General features: G+C 73.1%; 11 protein-coding genes. All 11 read right to left on the bottom strand.

The genetic code is table 11. The annotated features are described in order from the left end of the window. Positions 1-19: 19 nt before the first annotated feature. The 11 genes from hpnH to AB0Q99_RS06770 all read right to left on the bottom strand — a co-directional run bounded on the left by hpnH (position 20) and on the right by AB0Q99_RS06770 (position 12375). A complete protein-coding gene (hpnH, locus tag AB0Q99_RS06820) occupies positions 20-1048 on the bottom strand; it encodes an adenosyl-hopene transferase HpnH (protein WP_363569162.1) in 1029 nt (342 codons plus the stop codon). A 2-nt stretch (positions 1049-1050) separates the two neighbouring features. Then, the gene (locus tag AB0Q99_RS06815; RefSeq protein WP_363569160.1) at positions 1051-1755 is read right to left on the bottom strand and encodes a 1-hydroxy-2-methyl-2-butenyl 4-diphosphate reductase; all 705 of its coding nucleotides are present in this window, start codon (positions 1753-1755) and stop codon (positions 1051-1053) included. Then, positions 1752-3719: a squalene--hopene cyclase gene (shc, locus tag AB0Q99_RS06810; protein ID WP_363569287.1), complete on the bottom strand. Its 1968-nt coding sequence runs from the start codon at positions 3717-3719 to the stop codon at positions 1752-1754. The genes AB0Q99_RS06815 and shc overlap by 4 nt, the downstream gene beginning before the upstream one ends. Before the next feature lie 127 nt (positions 3720-3846). After that, positions 3847-4878, bottom strand: a complete 1032-nt coding sequence (locus AB0Q99_RS06805) for a polyprenyl synthetase family protein (RefSeq protein ID WP_363569286.1) — start codon at positions 4876-4878, stop codon at positions 3847-3849. A gap of 251 nt (positions 4879-5129) precedes the next feature. Further along, positions 5130-6563 (bottom strand): hydroxysqualene dehydroxylase HpnE, encoded by a 1434-nt coding sequence (gene hpnE / locus AB0Q99_RS06800; RefSeq protein ID WP_363569158.1) that lies wholly within the window; start codon positions 6561-6563, stop codon positions 5130-5132. 127 nt (positions 6564-6690) lie between these two features. Continuing rightward, positions 6691-7548, bottom strand: a complete 858-nt coding sequence (hpnD, locus tag AB0Q99_RS06795; RefSeq protein WP_363569285.1) for a presqualene diphosphate synthase HpnD — start codon at positions 7546-7548, stop codon at positions 6691-6693. Between the two features lie 41 nt (positions 7549-7589). Next, on the bottom strand, positions 7590-8537 hold the full coding sequence (gene hpnC / locus AB0Q99_RS06790) for a squalene synthase HpnC (protein ID WP_363569156.1): 948 nt from the start codon (positions 8535-8537) through the stop codon (positions 7590-7592). A 319-nt stretch (positions 8538-8856) separates the two neighbouring features. Beyond that, positions 8857-9666: an ABC transporter ATP-binding protein gene (locus tag AB0Q99_RS06785; RefSeq protein WP_363569154.1), complete on the bottom strand. Its 810-nt coding sequence runs from the start codon at positions 9664-9666 to the stop codon at positions 8857-8859. After that, on the bottom strand, positions 9659-10600 hold the full coding sequence (locus AB0Q99_RS06780) for an ABC transporter permease (RefSeq protein ID WP_363569152.1): 942 nt from the start codon (positions 10598-10600) through the stop codon (positions 9659-9661). The genes AB0Q99_RS06785 and AB0Q99_RS06780 overlap by 8 nt, the downstream gene beginning before the upstream one ends. 141 nt (positions 10601-10741) lie before the next feature. Continuing rightward, positions 10742-11587, bottom strand: a complete 846-nt coding sequence (locus AB0Q99_RS06775; RefSeq protein WP_363569284.1) for a glycosyltransferase — start codon at positions 11585-11587, stop codon at positions 10742-10744. Positions 11588-11637: 50 nt separating this feature from the next. Next, a complete protein-coding gene (locus tag AB0Q99_RS06770; RefSeq protein WP_363569283.1) occupies positions 11638-12375 on the bottom strand; it encodes a CDP-alcohol phosphatidyltransferase family protein in 738 nt (245 codons plus the stop codon). Positions 12376-12457: the final 82 nt, after the last annotated feature.

Raw genomic sequence — 12457 nt, 5'->3', positions numbered from 1 at the left:
CTGGCGGTCAACTCCCTCTTCAGCGACTCTGGTTGCCGCTGATGGTCTCGGTGATGGCGCGCAGCGACTGCTGCAGCGAGCCCATGGTCGCGAGGACGGCCGTCGGCTCGTACCCGCAGTGGGCCATGCAGTTCTCGCAGCGCGGGTCCCGGCCGCGGCCGTACTTGCTCCAGTCGGTCTTCTCGACCAGCTCGCGGTAGGTCGGCACGTAGCCGTCCGCCATCAGGTAGCAGGGCCGCTGCCAGCCGAACAGCGAGTAGTTGGGGATGCCCCAGGGGGTGCACTCGAAGTCGGCCTTGCCCTCCAGGAAGTCCAGGAAGAGCGGGCTGTGGTTGAGGCGCCAGCGCTTGCGGTTGCCGCCGGCGAAGGCCTTGCGGAAGAGCTCCCGGGTCTGTTCGACGCCGAGGAAGTGCTCCTGGTCGGGGGCCTTCTCGTAGGCGTAGGCGGGCGAGATCATCATCTCGTCCACCTTCAGTTCGTCGTTGAGGTAGTCCAGCACGTCGATGACGGTCTGCGGGGTGTCGGTGTTGAAGAAGGTGCTGTTGGTGGTGACCCGGAAGCCGCGCCGCTTGGCCTCCTTGATCGCGGCCACCGCCTCGTCGAAGGTGCCCTCCTTGGCCACCGACTCGTCGTGCCGCTCGCGGAGGCCGTCGATGTGCACGGCGAAGGTGAAGTAGGGCGAGGGCGTGAACTTGTCCATCTTCTTGCGCAGCAGCAGCGCGTTGGTGCACAGGAACACGTACTTGCGGCGCTCGACCAGCTGGCGGACGATCTCGTCGATCTGCGGGTGCATCAGCGGTTCACCGCCGGCGATCGAGACCATCGGGGCACCCGACTCCAGGACCGCGCCGACCGCCTGTGCGACGGGCATCCGCTGCTTGAGGACGCCCGCAGGGTGCTGGATCTTGCCGCAGCCCTCGCAGGCGAGGTTGCAGGCGAACAGCGGTTCCAGCTCCACGATCAGCGGGAACTTGTCCCGTCGTTTGAGCAGCTTCTGCTGCATGAGGTAGGTGCCGACCCGCACGGTCTGGCGCAACGGCATGGCCATGGCTAGCTCGCCTCCTGGGGGAGCGTCGAGGATGTGGGGTGGTTCAGGTCCACGGACCGGGGCTCGGGCTCCGGCGCGGGCCGGGGCGCGGGCCGGGGCCGGTACCAGTCGACGAGGGCGGGTACGGTCGCCCGCAGGGTCCGCCAGGCCCGTACCCCGGCCGGGAGGGTGCCGGGCCGCAGCAGCTCGTGCTCGGGGGTGTCGACCACCACCCGCAGGACGGCGGCGGGCAGCGTCGGCCGCACCTCGCGCAGCGCGGCCAGGACGGCGGCGGCCTCCATGTCGACGGCGAGCGCGCCCTGCAGGTGCAGGGCCCGCCGCTCGATGCCGCGCACCACGTGGTCGGCGGTGTGGTGCACCCCGGTGTGCACGGTCAGGCCGCGTTCCTCCAGCGAGCGGGTGAGCCGCGACCCGGAGTCGACCGGGTAGAGGTGGCCCTCGGCGTCCCGCACGCCGTCGGCCACGACGACGTCGCCGGGCAGCACGCCCGGGCCGAGCGCGGCCCCGAAGCCGGCCACCACGACCGCGCCGTAGGCACCGGGGGCGGAGCCGAGCAGCCGCCGGACGGTGAGCCCGGCGCGCCGGCGGCCGACCCCGGTGCGCACCAGCACCGGGGGGCCGCCGAGCGCGCCGCGCCAGTCACCGCCGCGCAGGGCCCAGACCTCGGGGCCCAGCGCGCAGAGCACCAGCAGGGGGGCGGTGGTCACCGCGCCGCCCCGATCGCCGGGGTGCCGTTCGCCCGGCCGCCGCCGGTCGCCGGGCTGCCGTGGAGGTAGCGGCCGAGCGCGGTGACCGGGAAGACCAGCCGGTACAGGTGGTAGTTGATGGAGAAGTCCCACGGGAAGCCGGTGCCGGTGAACTGCGGCTCGTCCCAGGTGCCCTCGGGCAGCTGGGTGCGCACCAGCCAGTCCGCGCCGCGCTCGACCGCCGGGTTGGCCCGGCCGTCCGGGCCCTCGCCGGCCGCGATCAGTGCCATCAGCGCCCACGCGGTCTGCGAGGCGGTGGAGTCGCCGCGCCCGGCCCAGCGCGCCGGGTCGTCGTAGGAGCGCATGTCCTCGCCCCAGCCGCCGTCGGTGTTCTGCCGGTCCTCCAGCCAGCGCACCGCCCGGCGGATCGCCGGGTGCTCGTCCGGGACGCCGGCCGCGACCAGGGCGGGCAGCACCGAGCCGGTGCCGTAGATGTAGTTGGTGCCCCAGCGGCCGAACCAGGAGCCGTCCGCCTCCTGGTTGCGCAGCAGCCACTCGATGCCGCGCCGGGTCCGGGGGTCGCGGGCCCGGCCGGTCTCCGCGAGCATCTCCACCACGTGCGCGGTGACGTCGGCGGACGGCGGGTCGACCACCTCGCCGAAGTCGCAGAACGGCAGCTTGTTGGGCAGCGTGCTGGTGTTGTCGACGTCGAAGGCGCCCCAGGCGCCGTTCTTGGACTGCATGCCGAGGTTCCACAGCACGCCCCGGTCGACCGCCGCGTCGACCTTGCCCTGGTCCGGGTGGGCGACCCGGCGCAGGGCCAGGACCACCTCGGCGGTGTCGTCGATGTCGGGGTAGGTGTCGTTCTCGAACTCGAAGGCCCAGCCCCCGGCGGGGAGCCCGGGCCGCTGGACGGCCCAGTCGCCGCGCTTGCGGATCTCCTCGCCGAGCATCCAGTCGACGGCGGAGACCAGGGCCGGGTGGTCGGCCGGCACTCCGGCGTCGGCCAGCGCGATGGTGGCCAGGCAGGTGTCCCAGACCGGGGACTGGCAGGCCTCCAGCCAGCGCTTGCCGTCCTCGGTGTGCACGGTGAAGCGGTCGAAGGAGGAGAGCCCGGCCTGCATCACCGGGTGCTCCAGTTCGTAGCCCTCCAGGTGCAGGGCGATCAGCGAGTACACGGCGGGCGGCTGGATGCCGCCCCAGCAGCCGTCGGCCTCCTGGCGTTCGACGATCCAGCGGCAGGCCTGGGAGACGGCGAGTCGGCGCAGCGGGCGGAAGGCCCGGTGGTGGTAGGCGTGCAGCGCCTTGTCGAGGCGTTCGAAGAGGCCGTCCCAGGTGGTGACGGGGGCGAGCGGCCGTTCGGGGTAGGGGTCGTCCGGGTCGGTGTGCAGCTCGGTGAGCGCGAAGGGGGCCGGGCGGACGGGCCGGTGGGCCGAGACGACGGTCAGCGGGACGATGGTCTGGCGGGCCCAGCAGCCGAAGGCGTAGATGTTCAGCGGCAGCCACTTGGGCAGGAAGATGATCTCGGGCGGCATCTCCGGTAGCCGCTCCCAGGGCCACCAGCCGAACAGTGCGAGCCAGATCCGGGTGAACACCCGGGCGGCCGCGATGCCGCCGGCGGAGCGGACGTACCGGGCGGCGGCCAGCATGTGCGGGGCGTTCGGGTCGTCGCCGGCCAGCCTGAGCGCGACGTACGCCTCGACGGTGGTGGACAGTTCGGGCGGCCCGCCGTGGAAGGTGGCCCAGGTGCCGTCCTCACGCTGCTGGGAGCGGATCCAGTCGGCGGTGGCGTTCGTCTGCTCCTCGGTCCGGATGCCGAGGAACTGGCGGAGCAGCAAATCCTCGGCGTCCATGGTGACGTTGGTTTCCAGGTCGCCCTTCCACCAGCCTTCGGAGGACTGCAGCGAGAGCAGGTGGGTGGTGGCGCGGGCCAGAGCCTCCCGCGCGTCGGCCGGCCGGAGGTCCGCCTCGTCGGCCGACCGCAGCCGGTCGGCGTCCTCGGGCTGCCGCCGCCCCGGGCCCAGCAGGGCCGGGGGGCGGTCGCCCACCGCGACCGGCTCGGGATCGTACTCAGGGTCGAGCCGGCCGTCCGCGGTTGCTGTCAACGTAACGTCACCTCTCTCGTACCACCACGAATTCGGCGAGTGCGACGAAGTGCTCGCGCACCTCGTCGGACATGGGCACCTCGTCCAGGGCGGCGAGGGCAGTCGTGTGCTGGCGGCGGGCCTCCTCCTGGGTCCAGGCGCGACCGCCGGCCTGCTCGATCAGCGCGGCCCGGGCGGCGAGCTCGGGCTCGCTCTCCTCCCCGCGTCCCTTCGGGTCGGCCAGCTGTTCGGCGAGCCGGCGGGAGGCCGGGCCGCCCTCGGCCAACGCTGCGGCGACCGGCAGGGACTTCTTGCGCTGGCGCAGGTCCCCCCAGTGCGGCTTGCCGGTGACTTCGGTGGCGCCCCAGATGCCGAGCAGGTCGTCCACCGCCTGGAAGGCCAGTCCCAGGTGGTGGCCGTAGCGCTGGAGGGAGTCGGAGACCCCGTCGTCGGCCCCGGCCAGGACGGCGCCGATCGCCGAGGCGGCGGCCAGCAGGGCCGCCGTCTTCCCGCCCTCCATCTCCAGGCACTCCGCGACGGTCACGCTGTCGCGCTGTTCGAAGGCGACGTCCATGGCCTGGCCGTCGATCAGTCCGCGGGTCGCCGTGGTGAGCAGCCGGACGGCACGCGCGGCGTCGGTGGGGCTCGCGCCGCCGGTCACCGCTGCGTCGAGCAGCACCTCCGTGCCGAGCGTCGCCAGGGCGTCGCCGACCAGGATCGCCTGGGCCGGCCCGAAGACCGTCCAGGCGGTGGCCCGGTGCCGCCGGGTCTCGTCACCGTCCATCAGATCATCATGGAGCAGGGAAAAGTTGTGCACCAGTTCAACAGCGACCCCACCGGGCACCCCCACCTCGGCGTCCGCGCCGACGGCCTGGGCGGACAGCAGCGCCAGCGCGGGGCGCACGGCCTTGCCGCCGTCCCCCGTGACCGGGGTGCCGTCCCGGTCGATCCAGCCGAAGTGGTAGGCCGCGACGGTGTCCATCGGTGCGGCCAAACGGGCGACGGCGGCCCGTAGCGGCGGGGTGCAGAGCGTACGGCTGCGGGCGAGCAGCTCCGGCACCGAGACCGGTTCGGCGTGCGCCGTGCCTCCGACGGCGAAGCCGGTGCGTGACTCCACGTGCGTTCCCTCTCCCTTGTGGTGCCCGACCGCACGGGGCGGCCGGGTGCCGTCGGTGCGGCTGGTGTCGATCCGAGTGGTGCCGGTGCCAAGGACGTCGGTGCGGCCGATCCGACCGGTCCCGCTGATTCCGCCGATGCGCTCGACGGTACGCCCGTCGGCTCTGGCGGGCTCTCCGGCGGCGGGACCCGCCGTCACCTGGGCCACCTCCCGTCGCCGCGGTCCGTCGGCACCCGGGTGCCGGCCGCGGCGAGCGCGGCGTCGGCCGCGGCGTGGCCGCTGCGCACGGCGCCCTCCATGGTCGCGGGCCAGCCGGTGGCCGTCCACGAGCCGGCCAGCAGCAGGCCGGGGACGTCGGTGCGGGCGGACGGACGCAGCGCCCCGCTGCCCGGGGCCGGGTCGAAGGTCGCGGTGCGCTCGCGGGTGACGAAGAAGTCGAGCACCTCGGCCCCGGCCGCGGCCGGCAGCAGCCGTTCCAGCTCGGGCAGGTAGCGGCGGCGCAGCTCGGCGACCGGCAGGTCGATCTCGTCCTGCGCGGCGGACTGCGAGAGCGCCAGGTACTGGGCACCCGGGTGGGCCCGGCCGAGCGCGGTGGCGGCCAGGCCGGAGTGCGCGGTGCGGTCGAAGACCCACTGGACCGGCGAGCCGAGGGCGGCGAAAAACGGCCGGCGCAGCAGCTTGCGGTCGTAGATCACGTGCACGTTGAGGATCGGCGTGGTGCCGAACCCGGCCAGTCGTTCCTGCCCCGGGATCGCGTTCGGCGGCAGCAGGGCGGCCGCGCTGTCCTGGGCGCCGGCCAGGACGACGGTGTCGGCGGTGAGCGGTTCCCCGTCCTCCAGGAGGACGGCGTGCTGCGGCGCGGCCGGCTTGAGCTCGGCCACCCGGGCGCGCAGCAGGACCTTCACGCCGGCGCGCTCCAGCTCGGCGAGCGCCCGGTCGTGGTGGATCGCGCCGAGCGGGGCGGCGGCGATGCCGATGTCGGCGGCGCCCGGGTCGGAGAGCAGCCCGGTCTGGAAGACCTTCGCCGCGAGCGCCATCGAGACCTGGTCGGCCCGGCCGTTCAGGGTGGCGACGCCGACCAGGTCCCACAGGGCGGCCTGGGTGGCGGCGTTCTGCCCGTTGCGGCGCAGCCACTCGCCGAAGGAGATCCGGTCCAGTGCCGGGTCGGCGAGGTCCAGGCCCTTCAGGGCGAGCGCGCCGCGGACCACCCGGGCGCGGTCGGCCGGGGACAGGTGCGGGTAGCGGGCGAGGCTGGCGGCCAGGTGCAGCGGGACGGGCAGGCCCGCCCGCCGCAGCCGCCCGAGGGTGCGCACCGGGGCGTCGGCGGGCCCGGTGACGGAGAGCACCGGGACGTCGAGGCGGTCCTGCAGGTGGACCAGGCGGGTGGCGCCGAGCCGCTCCAGCAGGCCGCGGTAGGCGGTGCAGCAGCGCAGGTAGACGTGCTGACCGTTGTCGACGGTCAGCTCGCCGCGCCGGAAGGAGAACGCCAGGCCGCCGAGCCGGGGGCGCCCCTCGGCGAGGGTGACCCGGTGGCCCGCCTCGGCCAGGCGCAGCGCGGCGGTGATCCCGGCCAGACCGCCGCCGACCACGACGGAGTGCGGGCGCGCGGCATCGGCTCGCCCGGTCATCGGCCCTCCCCCTCGCAGTCGCTGGACCGCCGGGAGGCGGTCGCTGAAGCCGGTACTCGTTCGGTCAACACGGAACTACCCGCACGTGATTCCCCGCTGACACAGCGTGACAGAACTGTCGCGAGAATCAAGAACGCCCCCCGGCGAGCCCGGAAAGCGCCACGTACGCCTTCTCCCAGCCCGGCAGGGAGACCCGGCCGCGCAGCACCGACTCGGGGTCGGCGGCGATCCGGCCGAGCAGCCGGTGGTAGATCCCGGCCATCGCGGCGGTGCAGGCGCGGCTGCGGCGGTCCAGCATCGGCAGCAACCGCAGGCCCTCCTCGAAGGCGGCCTGGGCGCGGGCGGCCTCGAAGGCCACCAGGCCGGTGAAGTCCGCGCCGACCGGCGGCTTGGGCAGGGCGAAGCCCTGCTCGCAGCCGAACCGGACCAGGTCCTCGGCAGGCAGGTAGGTGCGGCCGTTCAGGGCGTCCTCGCGCAGGTCGCGCAGGATGTTGGTGAGCTGCAGGGCCAGGCCCAGGGTGTCCGCGTACCGGGCCCCGAGCTCGGGGTCGTCGCAGCCGTAGACGCCCAGCGAGAGCCGGCCGATCGCGCCGGCCACGCAGCGGCAGTAGACCTTCAGCTCCTCGTACGTCTGGTACTCGGCGCCCTTGAGGTCCATCTCGACGCCGTCGATCAGCTCGTCGAAGGCGCCGAGCGGGATCGGGAAGCGCCGGGCCGCGTCGGCCAGGGCGACCTTGATCGGATCGGTGTCGTCCTCGGCGACCACCCCGGAGCGGACCTCGTCCACCAGTTCCCGGGTGCGCAGCAGCGCCTCGGCCTTGCGGTCGGCCGGGAGGTCGCCGTCGCCGATGTCGTCCACCCGACGGGCCAGCGCGTACAGGGCCGACATGGCCAGCCGCTTGGGTTCGGGCAGCAGCCGGATGCCGTAGCTGAAGTTGCGCGCCTGCAGTCCGGTGACTGCCTCGCAGTACCGGTACGCCGCCATGACCTGGGCCGACGCCAGTGGTGATGCCGCCACGCGGGCGTTCACCTTCCCTTCGCGAAGATGGCCGCCGCCTTCGCTGCGAGGCGGCGCTTGTCCGGCTTCGCCTGCCGGGCGAGCACGTCGTACCCGGCGCCCTCGATGGCAGCCAGGGCCGCGTACCCGCCGGCGGTGAATCCCGCCAGGAGCAGTCGAAGCCTCCCCCGAACCGTACCTACCAATGGTGCGCCGTGATCGAGCAGGGTGCGGGCCCGCTCCGCTTCGAAGGCGATCAGCTCCCGGACCGCGCCGTCGGCGGAGGGGGCGGCGAGGTCGGATTCGGTGACGCCGAAGCGCTCCAGGTCCTCGGTGGGGAGGTAGATCCGGCCGCGGCGCAGGTCCTCGGCGACGTCCTGCAGGTGTTCGACGACCTGGAGGCCGCTGCAGATCGCGTCGGAGAGTTCGGTCCGCTCGGGGGTGGAGACGCCCGCGATGGCCAGCACCAGGCGGCCGACCGGGTCGGCGGAGAGCGTGCAGTAGCCGAGCAGGTCGTCGTAGGTGGCGTAGCGGGCGGTGGTCTGGTCCACCCGGTTGGCCTCGATCAGACGGCGGAACGACTCGGGGGTCAGGCCGCGCCGGTCGACCAGCGGGACCAGGGCCCGCATCAGCGGGTGGCGGGGGCGGTCGGCGCAGGCGGGGTGCAGCGCGGCCTCGAAGACCCGGTCCAGGTCGTGCTCCAGCCCGTCGAGCAGGGCGAGCCGGAAGGCGGTCTCCTCCGGAGTCGGCGGGCCGGACTGGTCCGAAGGGGTGGCCGGGGGCGTCCGCTCGACCCCGAGCAGGCGGGCGGTGGCGGCCGGGTCGGCCAGGTCGCCGTCGCCCGCGTCGTCGACGAGGCGGGCGAAGCCGTAGACCGCCATCAGGTCGTCGCGCCAGGCCGCGGGCAGGAAGAACGGGGCGACCGGGAAGTTCTCTGCCCCCGCCTTCTCCAGGGTCTGACCCGCGGAACGGTTCACCGGCGTATCACTGGGCTGGGCCGAAGCCGACACTGCTGTCACTCCCCCGTTCTACACCGCTGGGTACCACCGGTCCGACTCGGACACGCGTCCGAGCGCGGGCGTCACGTCCGGCACACCGCCCCCGCGCCCACCAGCCTGACACCGCGGGCCGCGCCGGAGAAGAGCGCCCCGCCTGCCGGGCCGGACCGCTCACCCCCGCGGCGGCGGCCACCCGGGGTAACGGCGGGGAGAACGCCGAAGGGCCGGTCCCGGGGGTTCCGGAACCGGCCCTGGTGGCGGGGTGGCTCAGCCGAGCACCGTGGGTCGACCCGCGGTGCTACGGGCGCTCGCCGCGCTCGTAGCGGCCGACGACCTCGTCGGTCGGGCCGTCCATGACCAGCTCGCCGGCCTCGATCCAGATCGTCCGCTCGCAGACCTCGCGGATCGAGTTGTTGTCGTGGCTGACCAGGAAGACCGTACCGGCCGACCCGCGCAGCTCGTCGATGCGCCGCTTGCTGCGCTGCTGGAAGGCCTGGTCACCGGTGGCCAGGGCCTCGTCGATCAGCAGCACGTCGTGGGTCTTCGCGGCGGCGATCGAGAAGCGCAGGCGCGCCCCCATGCCGGAGGAGTAGGTGCGCATCGGCAGGGAGATGAAGTCGCCCTTGTCGTTGATGCCGGAGAATTCGACGATGTCCTGGTACCGCGCCTTCACGTCGGCCGGGGACATCCCCATCGCCAGGCAGCCGAGGACGACGTTGCGCTCGCCGGTGAGCTCGTTCATCAGCGCGGCGTTGACGCCCAGCAGCGAGGGCTGGCCGTTGGTGTAGATGCCGCCCTTCTCGGTCGGCAGCAGGCCCGCGATGGCGGCCAGCATGGTCGACTTGCCGGAGCCGTTGGAGCCGATCAGGCCGATCGCCTCGCCCTTGTACGCGGTGAAGCTGATGCCCTTGACCGCGTGCACCTCGCGCACGCCGGCGGCACGCCGGCGGCTGAGGATGCGGCTCAGTGCCGAGGTGGCGCTGCCCTTGCCGGAGCCGGCGCCGTGCACCCGGTAGACGATGTGCACGTCGTCGACGACCACGGTGGGCTCGCGGGTCACGTCCGTGTCCCGGACGAAGTCGTTCTTGCTCAGGTCGACGTCAGCCACGGCCGTACTCCTCCTCGGCCTTCCAGAAGAAGACGTATCCGATGACGAACATCCCGACGCCCCAGGCGAGCCCGTACACCCACTGGTGCGGCGGCAGGGACTGGTACACGGGCTGGTGCTTGTTGTAGATGATCGGCGCGAAGGCGTGCCGCAGCAGGTCCATGTAGACCGAGGCCGGGTTCACGTTGCAGATCACCTGGATGTAGTGCGGCCACTTGTGGACCCGGTCCTGGATGCTGAACATCACGCCGGACAGGAACATCCACGCGCGCATCACGAACGGGATCAGCTGGGAGATGTCACTGGTCTTGGCCCCGATCCGGGCCATGATCAGGGAGATGCCGGTGTTGAACATCGTCTGCAGGATCAGCGCCGGGACGATCAGCAGCCAGGTCTTGCCCGGGGCGATGCCGCTGGCCAGGACGGTCACGACCAGCACGATCATCGAGATCAGCAGCTGCTGGAGCTGGATCACGGTGAAGGCGATCGGCAGGCTGGCACGGGGGAAGTGCAGCGCCCGGATCAGGCCGAGGTTGTCGGAGATCGCCCGGGTGCCGGACTGCACCGCGTTCTGGGTGAACTGGAACACGAAGACGCCGATGCAGAGCCAGGCGATGTACGTGTCCGGCGGGAAGCCGTCCTTGCTCGACAGGATGACGCCGAACACCAGGTAGAAGACCGCGCAGTTGAGCAGCGGGGTCACGACCTGCCACAGCTGGCCGAGCTTGGCGTCCGTGTACTGGGCCACCAGTCGGGCGGTGGCGAAGGCCCAGATGAAGTGGCGCCGGGCCCAGAGCTGCTTGGTGTAGGCGAACAGACCCGGCCGGGCGCCGCTCACCGACAAGCCGTACTTGTCCGCGAGCTGCTTGGGGGTCAGGCCCGCGTCCACCCCCCTGGGGGTCGAGAGGCTGACGGGTTCACTCACTGTCGACACATTCGTCCTTCACGCGGGATCGGTCGGGGCGGCCGGTCGGCGGCGTCCGCCGACCGTTGCGCCGATGGGGATCCACAGGGATCTCGGGGGGAGCCGGCCGGTGAGTGATCACCGGCCGAGGCGATCGATCATTCGATCAGATCAGATGATCGGTGGTCGGCCCAGCCTGGTCAGTTGCCAAACGGTACGCCATCGCATGGGCCGCCGCGGACCGCAGGGTTCGCGCCAGCCCGCCCGGAATCCGCCCCACCAGGCCTTCAGCGCCTCGGGGGAGGGGCGGCGGGCCAGGGTGAGCAGGAACCAGGTTCCCAGATAGAGAGGCACCAACAGGGCCGGAAGGTTCCGCCGCGCGAGCCAGACCCGGTTCCGGGCCACGTTGTGGAAGTAGGTCGCGTGCCGGGCGGGCGAGGTCGTGGGGTGGTGCAGCACCACGTCCGCCCGGTAGTCGATGGCCCAGCCGGCGTCCGCCGCGCGCCACGCGAGGTCGGTCTCCTCGTGGGCGTAGAAGAACTCGGCGGGCAGCTGGCCGGCCCCCTCGAACACCTTGCAGCGCACGGCGCTCGCGCCGCCCAGGAAGGTGGTCACCCGGGACGAGCGCAGCGGGTCGCTGGCGCGCAGTCGGGGGACGTGCCGGCGCTGGGTGACGCCGGTGTCCGGGTCGGCGATCCGGAAGGAGACGATGCCCAGCTCCGGGTCGGCGGCGAAGGCCTCGCGCAGCAGGCGGGCGGAGTCGGTGCGCGGCAGGTGGCCGTCGTCGTCCAGGAAGAGCACGGCGTCCACCTCCTCGCCGTCCCGGCCGAACAGCTCGATGCCGACGTTGCGGCCACCCGGGATGCCGAGGTTCTCCGGCAGCTCGACGCTGCGCACGCCCGGCGGCAGCGGGGGCAGCGGGGCGCCGTTGGCGACCACGGCCAGCTCGACCTCCGGGCCCTCCTGGGCGCGGACGGACTCGATCAGGGCGTTGAGCTCGGCGGGCCGGTTGCCCATGGTGATGATCACGGCGCCGAGGCGGAAGCTCTCCGCACTGGTCACGGCGGTCACCGCAGCCTGCTCGACAGGACGATGCTCAGCAGGTGCAGCACGGTCTGCAGCATGGCGATCGCCGCCAGGACGACCACCGCGAGCCGGGTGAAGAAGAGCCCGCCGTGCACCGCGTCGGCGATCCCGGCCGCGAGGATGAACAGCGAGGCCTCGACGGCGCCGACCAGGCGGTGGAACTTCAGCAGCGAGGCCGCCCGGCGGGCCTTGGCCACGGTGGCCGAACGCGGCACCGAGGCGCTGTCCTCCACGGCCGTCAGGCCGCTGCGGGCCCGGGCCACGTCCACCAGGTCCGTCTCGGACTTGATCAGGATCGCGCCGAGCGCGGCCAGCGTGCCGAGGAAGGCCCACTCCCAGTGCGAGCCACCGCCCGCGCGGTGCAGCAGGTCGGTGGCGCGCAGGCCGAGGCCGGTGAGCAGGGCAGCCTCGGACATGTAGTGGCCGACCCGGTCCAGGTAGACGCCGGTGAGCGAGGTCTGCCGGCGCCAGCGGGCCACCTCGCCGTCCACGCAGTCCAGCAGCAGGTAGACCTGGATCAGCAGGGCGCCCAGGACCGCGCCCACGATGCCCGGCACGATCAGCGCGGCACCGGCCAGGACGCCGGTGAACATCATCAGGTACGTCAGGCCGTTGGGCGTGATCGCCGTCACGGTGGAGAGCACGCGGGTGATCCGCAGCGAGATCTTCCGCATGTACAGGCGCCCGGCCCAGTGCTCGGCGCTGCGGCGCTGGAGCATGCCCTCCGGGTGGATCACCGCGCGCAGCTCCTCGATCGAGGGCCGGCGGGTCAGGTCCACCGGGGGCCGTTCGGCGCCCGCG

This window comes from Kitasatospora sp. NPDC086791, assembly GCF_040685975.1.
Lineage (GTDB): Bacteria > Actinomycetota > Actinomycetes > Streptomycetales > Streptomycetaceae > Kitasatospora.
This window is presented reverse-complemented; position numbering and strand designations above follow the sequence as displayed.

Excerpts from the sequence above, each read along its gene's own strand:
- hpnH (WP_363569162.1), bottom strand. The coding sequence starts at position 1,048 with ATGGCCATGCCGTTGCGCCAGACCGTGCGGGTCGGCACCTACCTCATG.
- hpnE (WP_363569158.1), bottom strand. The coding sequence starts at position 6,563 with ATGACCGGGCGAGCCGATGCCGCGCGCCCGCACTCCGTCGTGGTCGGC.
- hpnD (WP_363569285.1), bottom strand. The coding sequence starts at position 7,548 with ATGGCGGCGTACCGGTACTGCGAGGCAGTCACCGGACTGCAGGCGCGC.
- AB0Q99_RS06775 (WP_363569284.1), bottom strand. The coding sequence starts at position 11,587 with ATGGGCAACCGGCCCGCCGAGCTCAACGCCCTGATCGAGTCCGTCCGC.
- AB0Q99_RS06770 (WP_363569283.1), bottom strand. The coding sequence starts at position 12,375 with ATGCTCCAGCGCCGCAGCGCCGAGCACTGGGCCGGGCGCCTGTACATG.